Origin of the sequence: Vagococcus sp. WN89Y (genome assembly GCF_052220145.1) — a bacterium.
Taxonomy (GTDB): Bacteria; Pseudomonadota; Gammaproteobacteria; order Enterobacterales; family Enterobacteriaceae; genus Kosakonia.
The window spans coordinates 34,557-57,929 of the sequence record NZ_JBQPOM010000031.1; the positions used below are offsets into that span (position 1 = coordinate 34,557).

The window sequence follows — 23,373 nt, forward strand, 5'->3', positions numbered from 1 at the left end:
GGCATAATGAAAACGCTGCTGATTATTGACGCTGAACTTGGCCAGGCCCGCGCTTATATGGCGAAAACCTTGCTGGGTGCGGCGGCGCAGAAAGCAAACCTGCAGTTTATCGACAACCCAGGCGATGCTGAGCTTGCTATCGTTCTGGGCAGTCAACTGCCGAACGACAGTGCGCTGAGCGGGAAAAAAGTCTGGCTCGGCGATATCAATCGCGCAGTGGCGCACCCGGAGCTGTTCCTTAGCGAAGCGAAAGGTCACGCCACGCCATATACGGGACCGGCAACGGGCGCGACGCCTGTCGCCAGCGGGCCGAAACGTATTGTTGCAGTGACGGCTTGCCCGACCGGTGTTGCCCATACCTTTATGGCGGCTGAAGCTATCGAAACCGAAGCGAAAAAGCGCGGCTGGTGGGTAAAAGTTGAAACCCGCGGTTCGGTCGGGGCGGGGAATGCCATCACGGCGCAAGAGATTGCCGATGCAGATCTGGTGATTGTGGCGGCGGATATCGAGGTGGATCTGGCGAAATTTGCCGACAAGCCGATGTATCGCACCACCACCGGGCTTGCGCTGAAGAAAACTGCGCAGGAGTTGGATAAAGCCGTTGCCGAGGCCAAACCGTATCAGCCAACCGGCAAAGCCCAGACCGAGTCTGCATCAGGTAAACAGGAGCGCGCGGGTGCCTATCGCCATCTGCTGACCGGCGTATCTTATATGCTACCGATGGTTGTGGCGGGCGGTTTATGTATCGCGCTCTCTTTTGCCTTTGGTATCACCGCGTTTAAAGAGCAGGGCACGCTGGCGGCGGCGTTGATGACCATCGGCGGCGACACGGCCTTTAAACTGATGGTGCCGGTGCTCGCCGGTTATATCGCTTTCTCTATTGCTGACCGTCCGGGTCTGACGCCGGGTCTGATTGGCGGGATGCTGGCGGTAAGTACCGGTTCGGGCTTTATTGGCGGGATCATCGCTGGTTTCCTTGCCGGTTATATTGCAAGAGCGATTAGCCAGCATGTGAAGCTGCCGCCGAGCATGGAAGCGCTGAAACCGATTCTGATCATTCCTCTGATTTCCAGCCTGATTGTGGGTCTGGCGATGATCTACCTTATCGGTACGCCGGTGGCGAAGATCCTTGCCGGTCTGACCTCCTGGCTGCAAACGATGGGGACGGCGAACGCTGTGCTGCTGGGGGCAATTCTGGGCGGCATGATGTGTACGGATATGGGCGGTCCGGTCAACAAAGCGGCTTACGCGTTTGGCGTGGGGCTGCTGAGTACGCAGACTTATGCGCCGATGGCGGCGATTATGGCGGCCGGTATGGTCCCGCCGCTGGCGATGGGCCTGGCGACCCTGGTTGCGCGTAAGAAGTTCGACAAAGCGCAGCGCGAAGGGGGTAAAGCCGCGCTGGTGCTCGGCCTGTGCTTTATCAGTGAAGGGGCTATTCCGTTTGCCGCGCGTGACCCGATGCGTGTCCTGCCGTGCTGTATCGCAGGCGGTACGCTGACTGGCGCTATCTCCATGGCTATCGGCGCGAAGTTAATGGCGCCTCACGGCGGGCTGTTTGTGCTGCTGATCCCAGGCGCTATCACGCCGGTGGTGGGTTATCTGCTGGCTATCGTTGCCGGTTCGCTGCTGGCGGGCCTGGCCTATGCCTTCCTCAAACGCCCGGAAGCTGAAGCGGTGGCAAAAGCGGCGTAAGCACGCTGAAAACAAAAAACGCACTGATCGGTCAGTGCGTTTTTTTTGCCATTTGTCAGGCGCTTGCTTCGCTTTCTTGTTGCGCTTTCAGCCAGGCTATCTCTTCGGCCCAGATATCCGGGTTAACGGTTTCCAGAATCAACGGAATACCATCAAAGCGCGCATCGCGCATGATCCAGCGAAACGCCTCGTGACCGATATTTCCTTCGCCTAAGCTGTGATGGCGGTCCACGCGGCTACCGAATGCGCTTTTGGCGTCATTAAGATGCATTCCGCGCAGATAGTGAAAACCCACCACGCGTTCAAACTCGGCAAAGGTTTCGTTGCAGGCTTGTGCGGTACGTAAATCGTAACCGGCGGCAAAAGCATGGCAGGTGTCGATGCACACACCAACGCGGGACTTGTCCTCCACGCCGTCGATAATCGCCGCCAGATGTTCAAAACGAAAGCCGAGATTGCTGCCCTGGCCTGCCGTATTTTCAATCACCGCCGTGACGCCCTCGGTTTGCGCCAGCGCAATATTGATAGATTCCGCAATGCGCGCCAGGCATTTATTTTCCTCAATCTGCTGTAAGTGGCTGCCCGGATGGAAGTTGAGTAACGACAGCCCCAGTTGCTGGCAGCGGGTCATCTCATCAATAAACGCTTCACGGGATTTTTCCAGCGCCTCGGTCACCGGATGACCGAGGTTTATCAGGTAGCTGTCGTGCGGCAGGATCTGTGCAGAGGAAAAGTGATATTTCTCGCAGGCGGCTTTAAACGCGTCGATAGTTTCTGCATTCAGCGGGGCGGCGCGCCATTGACGCTGGTTTTTGGTAAATAGCGCAAAAGCCGTGGCGCCAATCTCGGCGGCGCGGACGGCTGCATTTGCCACTCCGCCTGAGGCGCTCACATGCGCTCCAATATATTTCATAACATCTCCTGTAAAACCCGCCAGGGGAAAACCTCCATCATAGCGGGTCTACAGGGAAGGGATGTAGTGGTTTATGCCATCAGGTGCATTACTGCAAGGTTAATGGCGCCACCACCAACCATCAGCCAGATAAATAACAGCAGCCCCATCACCAGCGGTTTTGCCCCGGCATTTTTCAGCGCGCTGACATGGGTGGTCAGGCCCAGTGCGGCCATCGCCATTGCCAGCAGCAGCGTATCCAGCGTATTTATTGCGTTTACTACGCTTTGCGGTAACAGATGAAAAGAGTTAAACACTGCGACCGCGATAAAGCCGACGGCAAACCACGGGATGGTCAGCTTGCTCTTTTCTGCTCCCTGCGCCGGGCTCAGTTGTTTTACGCGTGCCGCCAGCAGCACCAGGAAGGGAGCCAGCATCATCACGCGCAGCATTTTGGCGATCACCGCGCTGTTTTCCGCATCCGGGCTGACGCCGTGACCGGCGGCGACAACCTGCGCCACTTCATGCACGGTGGATCCAATAAAGATGCCGTAGGTTTCCGGGCTGAACCACTGCGTCAGCAACGGGTACATCGCCGGGTAAACAAAGATAGCGAGGGTACCGAAAATCACCACGGTGGCGACAGCGACCGTAACTTTGCTGGCCTCTGCTTTGACAACGGGTTCAGTGGCGAGCACCGCCGCCGCACCGCAGATGCTGCTACCGGCACCAATGAGCCAGCTGGTTTTTTTATCCAGGCCGAAAACTTTTTGCCCCAGCAGGCAGGCGATAAAAAATGTGCTTGATAAGGTCAGCACGTCAATGACGATACCGCTGACGCCGACTTCTGCGATTTGCGAAAAGGTCAGGCGAAAGCCATACAAAATAATGCCCAGGCGCAACAGATGCTGCTTGGCAAACAGCACGCCGCCGTCGCAGTGAGCGTGGATTTTGGGATAGAGCGTATTACCGATAATCATGCCCATAAGGATCGCCAGCGTCAGCGCACTTAACCCGACGCCTGCGACGGCAGGTATGCTGCCAAGCCACAGAGCGAAGGCGGTGATCACCAGGCTTAGCAGCAATCCGGGGGCAAAATGCCATACGGGACGATGAGTGTGTAACGTGATTTCAGTCATAACCTCCTCCTTTAACTGCCTAAAAGAGTAAGGGCTGCTGGTTTAAAAATAAAATTGATTATATATTTATAATTAATCTGAATAAGTGGTAAGGAGCGGTCATGCACATTACTTTGCGCCAGCTGGAAGTCTTCGCGGAAGTGCTGAAAAGCGGCTCGACCACGCAAGCCTCGCAAATGCTGGCGTTATCGCAGTCGGCGGTCAGCGCAGCGTTAACGGATCTCGAAGGCCAGCTTGGCGTGCAACTTTTTGACCGGGTGGGCAAACGCCTGGTGGTGAACGAACACGGCAGATTGCTCTATCCACGTGCGCTGGCCGCACTGGAGCAGGCGCGAGAAATTGAGCTGCTGTTTCGCGAGGATAAAGGGGCGATTCGCGTGTATGCCAGCAGCACGATTGGCAACTACATTTTGCCGGAAGTGATTGCGCGCTATCGCCGTGATTTCCCCACGCTGCCGCTGGAGTTGAGCGTCGGTAACAGCCAGGATGTGATTACGGCAGTGGCTGATTTTCGTGTCGATATCGGGCTTATCGAAGGGCCGTGCCACAGCGCTGATATTATCTCTGAACCCTGGCTTGAGGATGAGCTGGTGGTGTTTGCCGCGCCTTCCTCGCCGCTATTGCAGGGCGAGGTGACGCTGGAAAGGCTGGCGCAGGAAACGTGGATCCTGCGCGAGCAAGGTTCCGGCACGCGGGAAATTGTGGATTATCTGCTGCTTTCGCACCTGCCTACCTTCCAGCCGGGAATGGAGCTGGGTAACTCGGAAGCTATCAAGCATGCGGTGCGTTATGGCCTGGGAATAAGCTGCCTGTCGCGCCGGGTGATTGCCGAGCAACTGGCTGCCGGGACGTTGGTCGAAGTGCCCATTCCGCTGCCGCGCCTGGTGCGCACTTTATGGCGCATTTATCATCGGCAAAAACACATCTCCAGCGCTCTGAAGCGGTTTATCAGCTGCTGTGAGATGCCGTGACGGCGTGATGTATTTTCGCAACATCGCACATTCACTGCTTTACTTATAATCCGCTGCCTATCATGAAGGTGTCTAATAAGACCTATTTTATGCCGGAAGGGGCGCGTTTCGTTTGCTACAATCGCGCCTCATTTTTTGGATGGATAGCATTTTCTTATGGTTTGTGAAAATAAAACCACACAAGCGCCCACGCTTCGCCGTGAACTGAAGGCGCGTCACCTGACGATGATCGCTATCGGTGGGTCAATCGGTACAGGCTTGTTTGTCGCATCAGGGGCGACCATTTCTGCTGCGGGGCCGGGCGGCGCGCTGTTTTCCTATATTTTGATTGGCTTGATGGTCTACTTCCTGATGACCAGTCTCGGCGAGCTGGCGGCGTATATGCCGGTGTCTGGCTCGTTTTCCACCTATGGCCAGAAGTATGTCGAAGAGGGCTTTGGCTTCGCGCTGGGCTGGAACTACTGGTATAACTGGGCGGTGACGATCGCGGTAGACCTTGTTGCCGCGCAGCTGGTGATGAGCTGGTGGTTCCCGGATACGCCAGGCTGGATCTGGAGCGCGTTGTTCCTCGCGGTCATTTTCCTGCTGAACTACATCTCTGTGAAAGGGTTTGGTGAAGCCGAGTACTGGTTCTCTTTAATCAAAGTGGCGACCGTTATTATCTTTATTGTGGTCGGCGTGATGATGATTTTAGGCATCTTCCAGGGGCAAAAACCGACCGGCTGGAGCAACTGGACCATTGGCGAAGCGCCTTTTGCCGGTGGCTTATCGGCGATGATTGGCGTGGCGATGATTGTCGGCTTCTCGTTCCAGGGCACGGAACTGATTGGTATTGCCGCTGGCGAATCGGAAGATCCGCAAAAGAATATTCCGCGCGCGGTGCGCCAGGTGTTCTGGCGGATCCTGCTGTTTTATGTGTTCGCTATTCTGATTATCAGCCTGATTATCCCGTATACCGATCCGAGCCTGCTGCGAAATGATGTCAAAGATATCAGCGTCAGCCCGTTCACGCTGGTGTTTGAACACGCGGGCCTGCTCTCTGCGGCGGCGATTATGAATGCGGTTATCCTGACGGCCGTGCTGTCGGCGGGTAACTCCGGCATGTACGCCTCGACCCGTATGCTCTACACGCTGGCGTGCGACGGTAAAGCGCCGCGCATTTTTGCTAAACTGTCGAAAGGCGGCGTGCCGCGTAACGCGCTGTATGCCACCACGGTGATTGCGGGCATGTGCTTCCTGACCTCGATGTTTGGCAACCAGACCGTCTATTTATGGCTTTTGAATACCTCCGGTATGACAGGTTTTATCGCCTGGCTGGGAATTGCGGTCAGCCACTATCGCTTCCGCCGTGGTTACGTGATGCAGGGACATGATGTGAAGGACCTGCCGTATCGCTCAGGTTTCTTCCCGCTGGGGCCTATTTTTGCCTTTGTGCTGTGTTTAATCATCACGCTTGGACAGAACTACGAAGCGTTCCTCTCCGACACAATTGACTGGGGCGGCGTCGCGGCGACCTATATCGGCATCCCGCTGTTCCTTATTATCTGGTTCGGTTACAAGCTGACGAAAGGCACCCGTTTCGTGCGTTACAGCGAAATGGAGTTCCCGGATAGTTTGCGTAAATAACTTCACTCTCTTAGCCCTCTGTCCGGAGGGCTTTTTTTCGCTGCAGCAAAGTTCCCGCCTTTACAAAACTTTAAGATAATGCGTTTGATAAGCATTATCGTTTACATTACTGTAACGCCCTGAATAACAAGGGCGTCTGCCGGGGCCACCCGTGCCATCTCGTCCACAGACCGACTTCGCCCTCGTCAATGTAATGAGGGTGCGTTTAGCAGTGTGTGAGCAGTAATTTTCAGTTTATTGTTGTTACCTCATGGAGTTACGGAATGTTTACCTTGAATCCTGTCGTCCGGGGAGGCCTTTGCGCGTCTGCAATGTCTCTGGCGCTACCGGCGATGGCTGCCGTAGAGAGTGGTGAAACGCTGGTGGTTACCGCGTCTGCCAGCGAGCAAAACCTGAAAGATGCACCTGCCAGTATCAGCGTCATCACGCAAGAAGACCTGCAACGTAAGCCGGTGCAAAACCTCAAAGATGTGCTCAAAGAGGTCCCCGGTGTGCAGCTCACCGATGAAGGGGATAACCGCAAAGGTGTCAGCCTGCGCGGGCTTAACAGCAGCTACACCCTGATTCTGATTGACGGCAAGCGCGTCAATTCCCGCAATGCGGTGTTTCGTCACAACGATTTCGACCTTAACTGGGTGCCGGTGGACGCTATCGAGCGTATCGAAGTGGTACGCGGCCCTATGTCTTCGCTGTATGGTTCTGACGCGCTCGGCGGCGTGGTGAATATCATCACCAAAAAGATAGGCCAGCGCTGGACGGGAAGCGTCACGGCGGACACCACGATTCAGGAGCACCGGGATCGCGGCGATACGCGCAACGGGCAGTTTTACACCAGCGGCCCGCTGATTGACGGCGTGCTGGGGTTGAAAGCTTTTGGTAGCGTGGCGCAGCGCGATAAAGACCAACAGCAATCCTCGCAAACTGCCGCCTCCGGCGAGTCGCCGCGTATCGAAGGCTTTACCAGCCGTGACGGAAACGTCGAATTCGCCTGGACGCCTTCTGAGAACCACGATTTTACCGCCGGTTACGGTTATGACCGCCAGGACAGAGACTCAGACTCACTGGATAAAAACCGTCTCGACAGGCAGAACTATTCACTGACGCACAACGGCCGCTGGGGTGTGGGCAATAGCGAGCTGAAATTCTATGGCGAGAAAATCGATAACAAAAATCCCGGCAATGCGGGCGCGATCAGCTCTGAAAGCACCGCGATTGATGGCAAATATGTCCTGCCGCTTGGTGAAATCAACCAGCTCGTTACGCTGGGTGGTGAGTGGCGTCACGACAAATTAAAAGATCCGGTGAATCTTACTGGCGGCAGCGGCAATAAAACGTCAGCCAGCCAGTATGCGTTATTTGTTGAAGACGAGTGGCGCATTTTTGAACCGCTGGCGCTGACTACCGGCGTGCGTATGGATAATCACGAGACATACGGCAAGCACTGGAGTCCGCGCGCTTATCTGGTGTACAACGCGACCGATACGGTCACGGTGAAAGGGGGCTGGGCGACGGCATTTAAAGCGCCATCGCTTTTGCAGCTTAGCCCGGACTGGACCAGCAACTCCTGTCGCGGTTCGTGCCGTATCGTTGGTAGTCCGGAGCTGAAACCCGAAACCAGCGAAAGCTTTGAGCTGGGCCTGTATTACAGCGGCGAAGAGGGCTGGGCGGAAGGTGTGCAGAGCAGTATCACCGTCTTCCAGAACAACATCGAAGATATGATTGACATATCCCGCACGGCCAACATCAGCCAGGCACCGAACTACCAGAATTTTGTCGGTTTCGAGCGTAGCAGCTCGGGTGCGCTGGTGCCGGTTTTCCGCTATTACAACGTCAACAAAGCGCGGATCCGTGGCGTTGAAACGGAGCTGAAAGTGCCTTTCAACGAGGCATGGAAACTGACGCTTAACTACACCTATAACGACGGGCGCGACCTCAGTAACGGCGGCAATAAGCCGTTGCAGGAACTGCCGTTCCATACGGCAAACGGTACTCTCGACTGGCAGGCGACTGCGGACTGGTCGTTCTATGTGTCGGCGAATTATACCGGCGAGAAGCGCTCGACCACGCAGGGCACAACGCCTGGCGGCTATGTTATCTGGAACGTTGGCGGCGGCTGGCAGGCCACGAAAAACGTGAAGCTGCGCGCCGGTGTGCTGAACCTTGCGGACAAAGACCTCAGCCGCGACGATTACAGCTATAACGAAGACGGGCGTCGCTACTTTATGGCCGTGGATTACCGCTTCTGATAAGAGAAATTCCGGCGGTGGGAGACCGCCGGGGCTGGCGTTATTTCAGCAGATGCTGCGCATGGAAGCGCAGATGATCCTCAATAAAGGAAGCAATAAAGAAGTAGCTATGATCAAAGCCAGGCTGAATGCGCAGCGTCAGCGGCCAGGCCTTCTGGCGGGCGATTTCTGCAAGTCTCGCCGGTTGTAACTGATCTGCGAGGAACTGATCGTTATCACCCTGATCGATAAGTACAGGCGTTGCGTCGGTTGCGGTGCTATCCAGCATCAGCGCGCAGCTGTCCCACTCCCGCCAGGTTTGTGCATCATCTCCCAGATAAGCCGCGAACGCTTTTTGCCCCCAGGGCACCTGCAGCGGGTTAACAATCGGCGCAAAGGCTGAAACGCTGGTGTAACGACCAGGATTTTTCAGCGCCATCATCAGCGCGCCATGCCCGCCCATCGAATGACCGCTAATGGCGCAGCGATCGCTCACCTTAAACTGCTGCGCAATCAGCGCGGGGAGCTCATCACGCAAATAATCATACATGCGGTAATGCTTTGCCCAGGGCTGCCGGGTGGCGTTCAGATAGAAACCCGCGCCTTTACCTAAATCGTAGCTATCGGCATCGGCCACATCATCACCGCGCGGACTGGTGTCTGGCATCACCAGGACTATTCCAAGTTCGGCCGCGACGCGTTGAGCGCCTGCCTTGGTGGTGAAGTTCTCATCATTACAGGTCAGACCTGAAAGCCAGTACAACACTGGCGGCAGCGCGGCATCCTGCTGTGGCGGTAAGAAAATACTGAACGTCATTGCGCAGTTCAGTACGGTGGAGTCGTGGCGCCAGCGCTGTTGCCAGCCTTCAAAACAGCGGTGCTCTTCGAGCAGTTCCATGCAAGGCTCCTTTAATAATCAAGCCAGAAAAAAGAGGACAGATTTATCATACCGTGTATTCATCACGCTGTGCGTAACTTTCACTTGGCGCTTTTAGCAACGTATTGCATCATAAGTATAACTTTTTATTAACAATTGAGGCGCTTATGGCGCGCAACGTAGCGCTTTGTGGATTTATTGTGCTGGTGGTGGCGATGGGGATCGGGCGATTTGCCTTTACGCCGCAGGTTCCTTTGATGATCCGCGAAAACCAGCTGACCCTGACCAGCGCCGGGCTGGTCGCTGCCATGAATTATCTCGGCTATTTACTTGGTGCATGGGATGCAATGCGCGCGCAGCGGCATATTGAGATTCGCCTCTATCTTGGCATTGGTGGGGCGGTGGCGCTGACTTTTTTATCTGCCGTAGCCGATAACGCCTGGTGGCACGGTATGTTGCGCCTGGTGATTGGTGCGATGAGCGGCTGGGCGATGGTGCTGATTGCCGCCTGGACGAACGAGCGGCTCGCACAGGCTGGCAGACCGGGCTTGAGTGCGGCGGTGTTTGCCGGGCCGGGTGCCGGGATTGCGCTAAGTGGCCTGCTGGCGGTGGCTATCCAGGCGAAGGGGTTAACGGCAGGCGCGGCGTGGCAGGTCTATGGCGTGCTGGCGCTGCTGCTGGTGTTATTGATTGCCCGCTACTTGCCGCGCCCTGGTGAGTGGCACCGCCCGGAGGTAAAAGTGCAGCCGCTTATGCTTACCGGCGACCTCAAACGCCTGGTGTGGAGCTATAGCCTGGCCGGGTTTGGCTATATTTTGCCCGCCACGTTTTTATCCCAGATGGCGGCACAACGCTTCCCTGATAGTTTGTTTGCGCAGTTTGTCTGGCCGGTGTTTGGCGCGGCGGCGGTCGTGGGCATTGCTTTAAGCATTCTGCTGCGCGGGATTGGCTATAGCCATCAGCGGCTGGCAGTGGTGCTGTGGTTGCAGGGCGTGGGCGTACTGGCAGCCTGGCTGATGCCCGGCATGAGCGGGCTGGTGACTGGTGCGTTGCTCTGTGGCGGTGGTTTTCTCTGCGCCGTGCAGTTATCACTCCTGTATGGGCGCGAGCTTGCGCCGAATCACGCCCGTTATATGGCCGGGCTTTTGACCACGGGCTATGCGGTCGGGCAGCTGGTGGGGCCTGTGACCTCGGCGCTCTCAACCTGGCTTACGCAACGCATCGAACCGGCGCTCGGCGTTGCTGCGCTGGCGCTGTTCATTGGCGGAGTACTGGTGTGGAAGCGACGCGGCTGAAAGGTTACGGCGATTTGAATAATTATCGCCCTGATACTGGATTCTGCACGCGACCTCACGCACAATGACCGTTCACTTCGCTTGTTAAGTGCGAAGATGCCACACCTGCAGGAGAATAAAAAATGCCATCACTCAGTAAAGAAGCGGCTCTCGTTCACGAGGCTCTGGTTGCCCGCGGCCTGGAAACTCCGCTGCGCCCGCCCGTGCATGAAATGGACAACGAAACCCGCAAGCGTCTTATTTCCGGTCATATGACCGAGATTATGCAGTTGTTAAACCTTGATCTGACTGATGACAGTTTGATGGAAACGCCGCATCGCATTGCCAAAATGTATGTTGATGAGATTTTTTCCGGTCTCGATTACGCCAATTTCCCCAAAATCACCGTCATAGAAAATAAAATGAAGGTTGATGAAATGGTGACCGTGCGTGATATCACTCTGACCAGCACCTGCGAGCATCATTTTGTGATAATCGATGGCAAAGCGACGGTCGCCTATATTCCGAAAGATTCGGTGATCGGTTTGTCAAAAATCAACCGTATTGTGCAGTTTTTCGCCCAGCGCCCGCAGGTGCAGGAGCGTTTGACGCAGCAGATCCTGACGGCGCTGCAAACTCTGCTCGGTACGAATAATGTGGCGGTATCTATTGATGCGGTGCATTATTGTGTAAAAGCCCGCGGTATTCGTGATGCGACCAGCGCGACCACCACCACCTCGTTGGGCGGTCTGTTTAAATCCAGTCAGAATACACGCCAGGAGTTCCTGCGCGCCGTGCGGCATCACAACTAATCATTGAGGAGCCGGATACATGGAAAGAAATGTCACGCTGGATTTTGTTCGTGGCATCGCAATTCTGGGTATTCTGCTCCTGAATATTTATGGCTTCGGCTTGCCGAAAGCCGGTTACCTCAACCCCGCCTGGTACGGTGACATCACCCGTAGTGATGCCTGGACCTGGGCGCTGCTCGACCTCTTCGCGCAGGTCAAATTCCTCTCGCTGTTTGCCATTTTGTTTGGTGCCGGTCTGCATATGCTGCTTCCGCGCGGCAAGCGATGGATCCAGACGCGCCTGACGCTGCTGGTGCTGCTGGGGTTCATTCACGGCCTCTTTTTCTGGGATGGCGATATTCTGCTGGCTTATGGTCTGGTGGGGTTGATAGCCTGGCGTATGGTGCGCGATGCGACATCGGTGAAAACGTTATTCAACACCGGCGTCGTGCTTTATCTGATGGGCATTGCCGTACTGCTGCTGCTCGGTTTCATCTCCGTCAACACACCGAATAATTCCTGGGTGCCGGATGCGGCAAACCTGCAATATGAGGCCTGGTGGAAGACCCGCGCAGGCCTTATGGAAGCGGTGCGTAACCGCGCGGATTTGTTGTCAAATGGCCTGCTGGCGCTGGGCGCGCAATATGGCTGGCAACTGGCCGGGCTGATGCTGCTTGGCGCGGCGCTGATGCGCAGCGGCTGGCTGAAAGGGCAGTTCACTCCCCGGCATTATCGCCGTGTCGGTGCGCTGCTCATTGTGCTCGGCATGGTGATAAATTTACCGGGGATCATTGCCCAGTGGCAGCTGGGCTGGTCGTATCGCTGGTGTGCTTTTATTCTGCAGGCACCGCGTGAACTGGGCGCGCCGCTGCAAACGCTGGGTTACGCTGCGCTGGCCTGGGGATTCTGGCCGCAGATCTATCAAAGCAGGCTGGTTAATGCTATTGCCTGCGTGGGGCGCATGGCACTGAGTAACTATCTGCTGCAAACGCTGATTTGCACCACGCTGTTTTATCACTTCCACTTATTTATGCAATTCGATCGCCTGCAATTGCTGGCGTTTGTTCCGCCGGTCTGGGCTATCAATCTCCTTTTCTCCGTGCTGTGGTTAAAACACTTTCGCCAGGGGCCGCTGGAGTGGCTGTGGCGCAAATTAACCGCCCGTGCCTCCGGCGTCCCGTTAGCCCGAACATCCAGATAACGATCTGGATCACAATCATTAACAAATTGGATGTAACCGTTTCCATCGGTGTGATGCCTCTCACGTAGCAAATCCCTCCCGACTGCCAGAATAGCCTCCTTAACTTTGACCGGGGGTGACTGTGTACTGCCGCAACAGAGAAAAGGTTGGTAAAAAATGATCACCATTCGTGACGTTGCCCGCCAGGCGGGGGTTTCCGTAGCCACGGTATCCCGCGTGCTCAACAACAGCGCGTTGGTAAGCCAGGAAACGCGTGAAACGGTGATGAAATCCGTTGCCCAGCTTGGCTATCGCCCTAACGCGAACGCCCAGGCGCTGGCCACCCAAATCAGCGATACCATTGGTGTTGTGGTCATGGATGTGTCCGACGCCTTTTTCGGCGCGCTGGTAAAAGCTGTCGATACAGTTGCCCAACAGCACCAAAAATATGTGCTTATCGGTAACAGTTATCATGAAGCAGAAAAAGAGCGCCACGCGATTGAAGTCCTTATTCGTCAGCGCTGTAACGCGTTGATTGTCCATTCAAAAGCGCTCAGTGATGAAGAATTAGCCGGTTTTATGGAGCAGATCCCCGGCATGGTGCTGATTAACCGCCTGGTTCCCGGTTACGCGCACCGCTGTGTGTGCCTGGATAATATCAGCGGGGCGATGATGGCGACGCGCATGCTGTTAAATCACGGTCACCAGCGCATTGGTTACCTGGCATCCAGCCATCGTATTGAAGATAACGATATGCGACGCAGCGGCTGGTTTCGCGCGCTGGAAGAACAGGGCATTGCTGCTGCGGAGAGCTGGGTGGGGACAGGCTCGCCGGATATGCAGGGCGGAGAGGCGGCAATGGTGGAATTGCTGGGGCGCAATCTGCATCTCACCGCCGTGTTTGCCTATAACGACAGCATGGCTGCGGGAGCGCTTGCCGCCCTCAAAGATAACGGTATTGCCGTGCCGCAGCATTTGTCTCTGATAGGTTTTGATGATATCCCGATTGCGCGTTACACCGATCCCCAGCTTACTACCGTGCGCTACCCGGTGGTGTCGATGGCGCGCCTGGCGACTGAACTGGCCTTACAGGGGGCCAGCGGCAAGCTTGATCCGCTGGCTGAGCACTGCTTTATGCCCACGCTGGTACGCCGCCATTCAGTAAGCATGCGGCAAACTGTGGTTCCGATCACTAACTGATTACATTGGGCGATGTAACCGCTTTCAATCTGTGAGTAAATTCACAGTATCTTAACAAGGCGCTGACTATGATGTCAGCGTTTTAGTAGCTGAAACATGATGTAACAGCAATTATTCGTTATATAAACGGGTAATGCGCTTAAAGCATCGGATAAAGCGAATTTGTGGAGCGTTACCAACACGGAAGAAAGGATTTTTTTCGAGTAAACTTCGGCCTGTTGTAACCTCTTTTTAACATACAGCCCGCCGATTATTATTCCAGTACTGCCCTGCATATAAAAAAACCGGAGATACCATGAATAAGAAGGTTTTAACTCTTTCTGCTGTTATGGCCAGCATGCTTTTTGGCGCCGCCGCGCACGCAGCAGATACCCGTATTGGTGTAACTATCTATAAATATGACGACAACTTTATGTCTGTTGTGCGCAAGGCCATTGAAAGAGATGCCAAAGCCGCACCGGACGTACAGTTGCTGATGAACGACTCGCAGAACGACCAGTCCAAGCAGAACGATCAGATTGACGTGTTGCTGGCAAAAGGTGTCAAGGCACTGGCGATCAACCTGGTTGACCCTGCCGCTGCCGGTACGGTCATTGAAAAAGCACGCGGCCAGAATGTGCCGGTCGTCTTTTTCAACAAAGAGCCTTCACGTAAGGCGCTGGATAGCTACGACAAGGCCTATTATGTCGGTACAGATTCTAAAGAATCCGGTGTTATTCAGGGCGATCTTATCGCTAAACACTGGGCAGCCAACTCAGGCTGGGATCTGAACAAAGATGGTCAGATTCAGTTTGTCCTGCTCAAAGGCGAGCCGGGCCACCCGGATGCGGAAGCCCGTACTTCTTATGTTATTAAGGAGCTGAATGCTAAAGGGATCAAAACCCAGCAGCTGGCTTTAGACACCGCCATGTGGGATACCGCTCAGGCGAAAGATAAAATGGACGCCTGGCTCTCCGGCCCGAATGCGAACAAAATTGAAGTGGTTATCGCCAACAATGACGCGATGGCAATGGGCGCGGTCGAAGCTCTGAAAGCCCATAACAAAACCTCCATTCCGGTGTTTGGCGTCGATGCGCTGCCAGAAGCACTGGCGCTGGTTAAGTCTGGCGCAATGGCAGGTACCGTTCTGAATGACGCTAATAACCAGGCGAAAGCGAGCTTTGATTTGGCGAAAAACCTTGCCGATGGTAAAGGCGCAGCTGACGGCACCGACTGGAAAATCGAAAACAAAGTGGTTCGTATTCCTTATGTCGGCGTAGATAAAGACAATCTGTCTCAGTTCACGGGTAAATAATTGACGTTATTTTCTCATTGGGCGCAACGACTGTTGCGCCCTTATAAAACAATATACCGGGTCAACAAGGTATAATTATGAGCAGCGATACTACTCAGTCGTCGGGTGAATTCTTGTTGGAAATGACCAATATCAATAAGTCTTTCCCGGGCGTCAAGGCACTCGATAATGTTAATTTAAAAGTTCGTCCTCACTCTATTCATGCATTGATGGGGGAGAACGGTGCGGGTAAATCGACATTATTAAAATGTCTTTTTGGGATCTATCAAAAAGATTCTGGCAGTATTCTTTTTCAGGGAAAAGAGATCGATTACCATTCGGCGAAAGAAGCTCTGGAAAATGGTATTTCGATGGTCCATCAGGAATTAAACCTGGTGCTGCAAAGATCCGTAATGGATAATATGTGGCTGGGGCGTTATCCGACCAAAGGTATGTTTGTCGATCAGGACAGAATGTACCGCGATACCAAAGCGATATTTGACGAGCTGGATATTGATATCGATCCGCGCGCGCGCGTCGGTACATTATCTGTGTCGCAAATGCAGATGATTGAAATAGCCAAAGCGTTCTCCTATGATGCTAAAATTGTCATTATGGATGAACCCACCTCTTCGCTGACCGAAAAAGAGGTAAATCATCTGTTTAAAATTATCCGTAAGCTGAAAGAGCGGGGCTGCGGTATTGTTTATATCTCGCATAAAATGGAAGAGATATTCCAGCTATGTGATGAGATAACCGTTTTACGCGACGGTCAGTGGATTGCAACACAGCCGCTGGAAGGGCTGGATATGGACAAGATCATCGCGATGATGGTTGGTCGTTCACTCAACCAGCGCTTCCCGGACAAGCAAAACGTGCCGGGCGAGACCATTCTTGAAGTGCGTAATCTGACTTCACTGCGCCAGCCGTCTATTCGCGATGTCTCCTTTGATTTACGTAAAGGTGAAATTCTGGGCATCGCCGGGCTGGTCGGAGCGAAACGCACCGATATCGTCGAAACGTTATTTGGCATCCGTGAAAAATCTGCCGGTACGATTAAACTGCACGGAAAAACGATTAATAACCACTCCGCCAACGAAGCCATTAATAATGGTTTTGCGCTGGTGACCGAGGAGCGTCGCTCCACGGGTATTTACGCCTACCTTGATATTGGCTTTAATTCCCTGATATCCAATATTCGCAACTATAAAAATAAAGTGGGGCTGCTCGATAATAGCCGGATGAAGAGTGATACCCAGTGGGTTATCGATTCTATGCGGGTAAAAACACCCGGGCACCATACACAAATTGGCTCACTCTCCGGTGGTAATCAGCAAAAAGTGGTCATTGGCCGTTGGTTATTAACCCAGCCGGAAATTCTAATGCTCGATGAGCCGACCCGTGGTATTGATGTTGGGGCAAAATTTGAAATTTATCAGCTGATTGCCGAACTGGCGAAAAAGAATAAGGGAATTATTATTATTTCCTCTGAAATGCCTGAGTTGTTAGGCATCACTGACCGTATTCTGGTGATGAGCAATGGCCTCGTTTCCGGAATTGTGGATACCAAAACGACAACGCAAAACGAAATTCTGCGTCTTGCGTCTTTGCACCTTTAATATCAGGGGCTTCTATGAGTGCGTTAAATAAAAAAACTTTTCTCACTTACCTGAAAGATGGCGGAATTTACGTTGTTCTTTTAGTGTTATTGGCCATTATTATTTTCCAGGACCCGACTTTTTTAAGTTTACTGAACTTAAGTAATATTCTTACCCAATCATCGGTACGTATTATTATAGCACTGGGTGTGGCAGGGTTAATCGTCACCCAGGGCACTGACTTGTCCGCCGGACGTCAGGTTGGCCTTGCTGCGGTGGTGGCCGCCACATTGCTGCAATCAATGGAAAACGCCAACAAAGTCTTTCCGGAAATGGCAACGATGCCGATCCCTGTGGTGATCCTTATTGTCTGTGCGATTGGTGCCATCATTGGCCTTGTCAACGGTATCGTGATTGCTTACCTGAATGTGACGCCGTTTATCACCACGCTGGGCACCATGATAATCGTTTATGGGATCAACTCGCTCTATTACGACTTTGTCGGTGCATCGCCGATTTCAGGCTTTGACAGCGGCTTCTCGACCTTTGCGCAAGGCTTTGTCGCGATGGGTAGCTTCCGTCTGTCGTATATCACTTTCTATGCGCTGATTGCCGTGGCGTTTGTCTGGGTACTGTGGAACAAAACTCGTTTTGGAAAAAATATTTTCGCCATCGGGGGCAACCCGGAAGCCGCAAAAGTCTCCGGTGTAAACGTTGCGCTTAATCTGCTGATGATTTATGCCCTCTCCGGGGTGTTCTACGCCTTCGGCGGCCTGCTTGAAGCCGGGCGTATCGGCTCTGCCACCAATAACCTCGGCTTTATGTATGAGCTGGACGCTATTGCTGCCTGCGTGGTGGGCGGTGTCTCATTTAGCGGCGGTGTCGGCACCGTACTGGGCGTCGTGACCGGGGTCATTATCTTTACGGTTATCAACTATGGTCTGACCTATATCGGTATTAACCCGTACTGGCAGTACATTATTAAGGGCGGGATTATCATTTTTGCGGTGGCGCTTGACTCGCTGAAGTACGCGCGTAAAAAATGATTGTCTTCTGACAGAAAAGCCCGCTCGCATAGCGGGCTTTTTTTTGCTATTTTTTTAGCGCATGTGGGCAAGAAAAGGTTTTTAAATAGTGAAAAAAGTTTGCAAGAACTAGATTATTGACATTTTATCTTTATAGTAACGCGCGAATCTGCGCGCAATCTTTTCAAATTAAAGCGTTGTCCTTGTTATTCCTTATTAAGGAATTAAGGGAATTCTGAAAGCCTTCCGTCCCGTCGCTACTTACGCTTGAAAAGATGAATCTGTGATATATCGCACCACAGCTCAGGGGCAGCTATGAATTTTGTGTATTTTAAGGTTGATAACCTACCGCATGACAAAACAAACCACGGCAGTTTCACGCTCAGGGGTGTTGAATTATTGCGTGATGGAGAAGTGATCGCCGCACCGGGCGATATTAACGTTACGGAGTTGCCATACTTCTACTTTTGCGTCGTTCCGACGGGCTTTCGCAAAATTGAGTTTCGTTTGCAAAATAGCGTACCGCCACGCGTTCAATGTAGCGCCGGGTATCTGAAGTCGGGAGATTACCTGGTGGATACGCCGGACGGCGAGTTAGTTTTACCCTTTAACGCCCTGAATGGTTCATGGACACTTGATGTGGGCACGCGTACCGTTTTTGATAACCGCACCTTTATGGAGCGCAACTTTACGCTGATTCGCCCGGTAAAAAGTATCCACCGCCATATCTCTGCATATTAAGCGCGGGCTTAATTTTTCCCTTTCTTTTGTATATCAATGAGCTGCTCGGCGGTTACTGCCGGGTACGCCTGGGTATTCTCCGGTACTTCCTGCAACGCCGGGATCGGTACCAGCGGGCCGAGAAAACGCGGCTCGCGTTTAAAGATATAAAGATCCGCTATTGCGCCCAGGCGAGCGCCAATTTCACGCAGACGTACGCTCCACATATCTTTGGGGGAGGGGACGGCATAACACTGGGCCTGGATGCCCATATGCTGCGCGATAAACAGCGCACGCTCGCAGTGAAAGCGCTGGGTGATAATAATAAAATCATTGGTGTCAAAGACTTTGCGGGTGCGCACGATCGAATCCAGCGTGCGAAAACCGGCATAGTCGAGCACGATATCCGCCGGATCGACGCCGCCGGCTATCAGGTCTTTGCGCATCGTCACCGGTTCATTGTAGCTTTGCAGCGCATTGTCGCCGCTCAGCAGCAGGTAATTCACTTTGCCGCTGTTATAGGCATTCAGCGCGCCCTGAATACGGTAGCGATAGTACTGGTTAATCACGCCGGTGCGGTAATATTTTGCCGTGCCGAGCACGACGCCTACCTGACGCCAGGGAAGATCCTGTAAGTCATCATAGATATAGGGCGCCGTTTTCCAGCTCATCCAGCGATCGAGCCCAAGCGTAGCCAACAGCAGTAAGCCGATCAGGACTAACAGGCTGTATAGCATACGCTTTATCATGCAAAAGACCCGGTACAAGAAAATTTTACTCAGGCTACTTTACCCGCACGGCAAGCGCAAGAAACGGACGCTTGATTGCAGGCTTTTTCTTCACTGCGGGCGTGAACCTGCAGGTTTATCAGGCCAGCGCAATGCGCTCTATATTCTGACAACCGAGCGCACGCACCGTTGCGGCCGTTGCATCCCACTGGGTTAACGGCGCGTCAGCACGCTCGGCCAGCATCACGCGTTCAATATCGCTAAAGTCGTAACCGCTGAGGTTAAGCAGATTCAGCGCGCCCTGCAATGGCGGCAGTGTAGGGTTAAACGCGGCGTTTTCTGCATAGCTGCCGCTAAAAATCTGCCCATCGGCACAGGCTATCGCCACACCGGAAGGGGAGTGCGTATAAGGCGTATGACTTTTATTCGCGGCGTCAATAGCAGCCTGCGATAAGCTATCTCCACGTAATGGATAACCATGATCCTGCGCATCCATCAGTAGGGTTTTAATGTCCAAATCTTTAGGGCCAAAGGCATCCGGCAGATAATCGCCCAGCGTATGCGGTGCGCGCCCCGGCAAATTGATGCGCAGTTGCAGGCCGCTATTCAGTTCATTCATAAACTGACGGCAGTGGCCGCAAGGGGTGTAGTTCACGGTAATAGATGAAAGCGATGTTTCTCCGCGCAACCATGCGTGGCTCACGGCGCTCTGTTCAGCGTGCACTGTTTGTTGCATGGTGGAGCCAGAGAATTCCATATTGGCACCGAAATACCAGGCACCGCTGACGCCACGGGCGATAGCGCCAACATTAAAGTGTGAAAGGCTGGTACGTGCACAGGCTGCTGCAATGGGCAGCAACGCAAAAGCCAGAGCGTCATCATCCAGTCCGCTTGCCTTTTGCAAGGCCGCTACCTGCTCTGCGCTTAGCATCGCGGGGAAACGATCGTCTGCCAGCACAGGTGCCAGCGCAGCCTGCAGGTTCTCTGCAAGCCCGGAAAAAGCGGTGTGAAAACGTGAATGCATGGCGTTGCCTCATATTCGTATAATGGAATCGTAGTTTACGGGCCTGGATAAGCCTGATATGTGATTTCGATCACACTGCAAATGCAACTTATGAAACTCAAATGAAAAATGCGCGACGGATCGCAAGTTTCAGCTAAATAGTGCAAGGATCAGCGGGAACAGAAACGGCGCAATCAGTGACGTGATGATGCCGCAGATCACCAGCGCCAGCGAGCTGAATGCCCCTTCCTGGTAATCCAGCTCAGCACAGCGCGCGGTTCCCAGCGCGTGCGATGCGGTTCCCATCGCCAGCCCGCGGGCTGATTTAGTGTGAATGTGCATCATATTGAGCACCGTGTGACCAAATACGGCACCCAGTATCCCGACGAATATCACGCAGACCGCGCTAATAGCAGGAATGCCCCCGAGGCTGCCGCTCACCGCCATCGCAATCGGTGTGGTGACGGATTTAGGTAAAATCGATGCTGCAATTTCAGGCGTGGCCCCCATCAGCAGCGCAACAGTGGTACCTGAGATCATCGCCAGCACGCTACCGGCAAAACAGATAGTAATAATGGATTTCCAGCGTGCGCGAATTTGGTGCAACTGCTCATATAATGGAAAAGCCAGCGCCACCACAGCCGGTTGCAGCAAATCGTTAAGGATTTTGCTGCCCTGAAAATAGTGATCGTACGGTGTCCCGGTGATTAACAGCAGCGGAATAATCACCACCATGGCGATTAGCAGCGGGTTCAGCACCGGCATTTTAAAACGCGCGGCGAGCTTGCGTGCAGCAAAAAAAACCACCAGTGTTAGCGGCAAAGACCACCAGATGTATGACATCATTTTTTGCTATCCTTTTGTCCGGCTATTTTGCGCTCGCCATGCACAATATGGCTGCTCCAGCTGACCACCAGAAAAACCACTATCGTACTGATGGCGCATGAAACAACAATCGGGCCGAATTGCGCGCGCAGCAGATCGTAATACTGCATTACCCCTACGCCAATCGGCACAAACAACAGCGCCATGTAGCGGATTAGCAGAACACAGCCGGGATTGACCCATTTGGCGGGTAAAATTTGCAGCGACAGCAGGACGAACATAATCAGCATACCAATAATGCTGCCAGGAATAGTGATAGGTAGCAGTGAAGCAATAAAGATGCCCGCATACAGACAGGCATAGATGAGCACGAAGGCGCGAAGATACTGCCAGATAATATTCAGTGTGTTAATCATGGTTGAAGCCCTTGCCTAAACGCATTCATCATACAATTAAAGCCGAAAACGTGCTACCGATCACATCATGATTTATGATCATACCCAACATTCCTTTGCGGAACGATATGCATTTTCACAAGATTTTTCACTGCCTTTCGCACTCCCTTCAGTGTAGCCGCCAGGGCGAAGAAAGGCGCTTTCCTCCCCTGGCGAGAGGCGCTAATATGGCGCCTCATTTTTTCCGGGGCGATTTATGCGTGTATTACTGGCACCAATGGAAGGCGTGCTCGACTCGCTGGTGCGCGAGCTGCTGACCGAGGTTAACGATTATGATTTGTGTATCACCGAGTTTCTGCGCGTGGTCGATCAACTGTTGCCGGTAAAATCATTTTATAAAATCTGCCCGGAGCTACAGCGGCAAAGCTGCACGCCGTCCGGCACGCTTGTTCGCCTCCAGTTGCTGGGACAGCACCCGCAGTGGCTGGCAGAAAATGCGGCCCGCGCGGTAGCGCTTGGGTCATGGGGCGTTGATCTCAACTGCGGGTGTCCCTCGAAGCTGGTGAATGGCAGCGGCGGCGGCGCCACTTTACTTAAAGATCCCGAACTGATTTACCGTGGCGCTAAAGCCATGCGTGAAGCGGTGCCGTCGCATCTCCCGGTGACGGTTAAAGTTCGCCTTGGCTGGGATAGCCCGGCACGGCAATTCGAGATAGCCGACGCAGTGCAGCAGGCGGGCGCAACCGAACTCACGGTGCATGGGCGTACAAAAGAGGATGGCTATAAAGCGGAGCGTATTAACTGGCAGGCGATTGGCGAGATCCGTAAGCGCTTAACGATCCCGGTGATTGCCAACGGTGAAATCTGGGACTGGCAAAGTGCGCAGGCATGCGTGGCGATGACCGGTTGCGATGCGGTAATGATAGGTCGCGGCGCGCTGAATGTGCCCAATCTTAGCCGGGTGGTGAAATATAATGAACCGCCTATGCCCTGGCCTGAAGTGGTTACGCTTTTGGCGAAATATTGCCTGCTGGAAAAACAGGGTGACACAGGAATGTATCATGTGGCGCGCATTAAGCAGTGGCTGAGTTATTTACGTAAAGAATACGTTGAGGCCAGCGAATTATTCAGCCAAATTAGGACGTATAAAACGTCAGCGGAAATTGCCTCGGCTATTTTTTCCAGACAGATATATAGTTAATGTGAATGTTTTAATCATATTAATAAATATTCTTCGCTGATTTACGCACCTTTCAAAGTTCATTAAAACAAGAAGCTGGATCAATACTGGCCAGGGTGCTATTTGTTAAAGTGATTTTTTCTTGCATTTTAAATCGGCGGGTGCGTAATTATAGATATGCGTTGTTTTTGTTCGAATGAACGATATTTCTTTAACGCGCAAATATATCAGCATTTAATCAGCATGGCTGATGTATAGCAACGAAACTGAGAAATGATAATAATTTCGCTTTTATTTCTAAGGATAGAAATAACATGTCATAGCTGAAACGGCTTAACAAATTTCTGCCGCAAACAACATCGCAAGATGAATGCAGCGATTTACCCATTAACGGATAAGGATACTTAAATGAAAGGGAATTTAACCATGAAAATAAAGGCACGAAAGCGGGTCAGTTCAGCAGGTGCGGTGTCCGCTATATCGGCGGTGGTAGACAAAATGGAAAAGGGTCATGAGCACGCGGGCATCCTAAGCATTGTGTTGCAAGGCCTGATGACCAGCCTTCATCTCGTGCCTGGCGCTATGAGGTGTTTGCGCGCCACGCCTTGCGGCAGGCGGGATGGTTACTGTTTTTCAGGCGGTTTCGCCCGCTCTTGCGCAACAAGTTTTGCGCGATAGCGATCACGTTTTACTTTCCGTCTCATTGTATACAGTCGGGAAGCTGATTAGAGTGAGCCAGTGGATTGTTACTGCGTA

20 protein-coding genes are annotated in these 23,373 nt (G+C 53.2%); 13 read left to right on the forward strand and 7 right to left on the reverse strand.

The features are described from left to right. The first annotated feature begins 6 nt into the window (after positions 1-6). The gene (gene fruA, locus ACTU3N_RS13030; RefSeq protein ID WP_443086560.1) at positions 7-1,695 is read left to right on the forward strand and encodes a PTS fructose transporter subunit IIBC; all 1,689 of its coding nucleotides are present in this window, start codon (positions 7-9) and stop codon (positions 1,693-1,695) included. Positions 1,696-1,750: 55 nt separating this feature from the next. Here the strand turns inward: fruA and nfo are convergent, their stop codons facing one another. Beyond that, positions 1,751-2,608, reverse strand: a complete 858-nt coding sequence (gene nfo, locus ACTU3N_RS13035; protein ID WP_443086561.1) for a deoxyribonuclease IV — start codon at positions 2,606-2,608, stop codon at positions 1,751-1,753. A gap of 71 nt (positions 2,609-2,679) precedes the next feature. Further along, the gene (locus ACTU3N_RS13040) at positions 2,680-3,726 is read right to left on the reverse strand and encodes a YeiH family protein (protein WP_443086562.1); all 1,047 of its coding nucleotides are present in this window, start codon (positions 3,724-3,726) and stop codon (positions 2,680-2,682) included. Positions 3,727-3,827: 101 nt separating this feature from the next. Here ACTU3N_RS13040 and yieE point away from each other — a divergent pair, with 101 nt between their 5' ends. The 3 genes from yieE to cirA all read left to right on the forward strand — a co-directional run bounded on the left by yieE (position 3,828) and on the right by cirA (position 8,569). Beyond that, positions 3,828-4,697, forward strand: coding sequence for a DNA-binding transcriptional regulator YeiE (gene yieE / locus ACTU3N_RS13045; RefSeq protein WP_443086563.1), 870 nt, complete (start codon positions 3,828-3,830; stop codon positions 4,695-4,697). Positions 4,698-4,853: 156 nt separating this feature from the next. Further along, positions 4,854-6,323 (forward strand): amino acid permease, encoded by a 1,470-nt coding sequence (locus tag ACTU3N_RS13050; RefSeq protein WP_443086564.1) that lies wholly within the window; start codon positions 4,854-4,856, stop codon positions 6,321-6,323. 263 nt (positions 6,324-6,586) lie between these two features. Then, positions 6,587-8,569: a catecholate siderophore receptor CirA gene (cirA, locus tag ACTU3N_RS13055; protein ID WP_443086565.1), complete on the forward strand. Its 1,983-nt coding sequence runs from the start codon at positions 6,587-6,589 to the stop codon at positions 8,567-8,569. 40 nt (positions 8,570-8,609) lie between these two features. Here cirA and fghA read toward each other — a convergent pair whose 3' ends face one another. Further along, entirely contained in the window at positions 8,610-9,446 is an 837-nt protein-coding gene (fghA, locus tag ACTU3N_RS13060) for an S-formylglutathione hydrolase (RefSeq protein WP_443086566.1), read from the reverse strand. A 146-nt stretch (positions 9,447-9,592) separates the two neighbouring features. Here fghA and ACTU3N_RS13065 point away from each other — a divergent pair, with 146 nt between their 5' ends. The 8 genes from ACTU3N_RS13065 (at position 9,593) to ACTU3N_RS13100 (ending at position 18,507) form a co-directional block, all read left to right on the forward strand. Further along, entirely contained in the window at positions 9,593-10,720 is a 1,128-nt protein-coding gene (locus tag ACTU3N_RS13065) for a YbfB/YjiJ family MFS transporter (protein ID WP_443086567.1), read from the forward strand. Between the two features lie 122 nt (positions 10,721-10,842). After that, entirely contained in the window at positions 10,843-11,511 is a 669-nt protein-coding gene (gene folE / locus ACTU3N_RS13070) for a GTP cyclohydrolase I FolE (protein WP_443086568.1), read from the forward strand. Positions 11,512-11,530: 19 nt separating this feature from the next. Next, positions 11,531-12,691 (forward strand): DUF418 domain-containing protein YeiB, encoded by a 1,161-nt coding sequence (gene yeiB / locus ACTU3N_RS13075; protein WP_443086569.1) that lies wholly within the window; start codon positions 11,531-11,533, stop codon positions 12,689-12,691. A 156-nt stretch (positions 12,692-12,847) separates the two neighbouring features. Beyond that, positions 12,848-13,870, forward strand: coding sequence for an HTH-type transcriptional regulator GalS (galS, locus tag ACTU3N_RS13080; protein ID WP_443086570.1), 1,023 nt, complete (start codon positions 12,848-12,850; stop codon positions 13,868-13,870). A 295-nt stretch (positions 13,871-14,165) separates the two neighbouring features. Continuing rightward, positions 14,166-15,164, forward strand: a complete 999-nt coding sequence (mglB, locus tag ACTU3N_RS13085; protein ID WP_443086571.1) for a galactose/glucose ABC transporter substrate-binding protein MglB — start codon at positions 14,166-14,168, stop codon at positions 15,162-15,164. A gap of 77 nt (positions 15,165-15,241) precedes the next feature. After that, positions 15,242-16,762 carry a galactose/methyl galactoside ABC transporter ATP-binding protein MglA gene (gene mglA / locus ACTU3N_RS13090; RefSeq protein ID WP_443086572.1) on the forward strand — a complete coding sequence of 507 codons (1,521 nt, stop codon included), beginning with the start codon at positions 15,242-15,244 and terminating at the stop codon, positions 16,760-16,762. 14 nt (positions 16,763-16,776) lie between these two features. Next, positions 16,777-17,787 (forward strand): galactose/methyl galactoside ABC transporter permease MglC, encoded by a 1,011-nt coding sequence (gene mglC / locus ACTU3N_RS13095; RefSeq protein WP_443086573.1) that lies wholly within the window; start codon positions 16,777-16,779, stop codon positions 17,785-17,787. A 294-nt stretch (positions 17,788-18,081) separates the two neighbouring features. Next, positions 18,082-18,507, forward strand: a complete 426-nt coding sequence (locus ACTU3N_RS13100; RefSeq protein ID WP_443086574.1) for a hypothetical protein — start codon at positions 18,082-18,084, stop codon at positions 18,505-18,507. A gap of 8 nt (positions 18,508-18,515) precedes the next feature. Here ACTU3N_RS13100 and sanA read toward each other — a convergent pair whose 3' ends face one another. From sanA to ACTU3N_RS13120, 4 genes are all read right to left on the reverse strand, one after another. Beyond that, a complete protein-coding gene (gene sanA, locus ACTU3N_RS13105; protein ID WP_443086575.1) occupies positions 18,516-19,235 on the reverse strand; it encodes an outer membrane permeability protein SanA in 720 nt (239 codons plus the stop codon). 118 nt (positions 19,236-19,353) lie between these two features. After that, positions 19,354-20,238, reverse strand: a complete 885-nt coding sequence (gene cdd / locus ACTU3N_RS13110; protein ID WP_443086576.1) for a cytidine deaminase — start codon at positions 20,236-20,238, stop codon at positions 19,354-19,356. A gap of 129 nt (positions 20,239-20,367) precedes the next feature. Continuing rightward, on the reverse strand, positions 20,368-21,063 hold the full coding sequence (locus ACTU3N_RS13115; protein WP_443086577.1) for a CidB/LrgB family autolysis modulator: 696 nt from the start codon (positions 21,061-21,063) through the stop codon (positions 20,368-20,370). Next, positions 21,060-21,458, reverse strand: a complete 399-nt coding sequence (locus ACTU3N_RS13120; protein WP_443086578.1) for a CidA/LrgA family protein — start codon at positions 21,456-21,458, stop codon at positions 21,060-21,062. The genes ACTU3N_RS13115 and ACTU3N_RS13120 overlap by 4 nt, the downstream gene beginning before the upstream one ends. Before the next feature lie 235 nt (positions 21,459-21,693). Here ACTU3N_RS13120 and dusC point away from each other — a divergent pair, with 235 nt between their 5' ends. Beyond that, positions 21,694-22,638, forward strand: coding sequence for a tRNA dihydrouridine(16) synthase DusC (dusC, locus tag ACTU3N_RS13125; RefSeq protein WP_443086579.1), 945 nt, complete (start codon positions 21,694-21,696; stop codon positions 22,636-22,638). Positions 22,639-23,373: the final 735 nt, after the last annotated feature.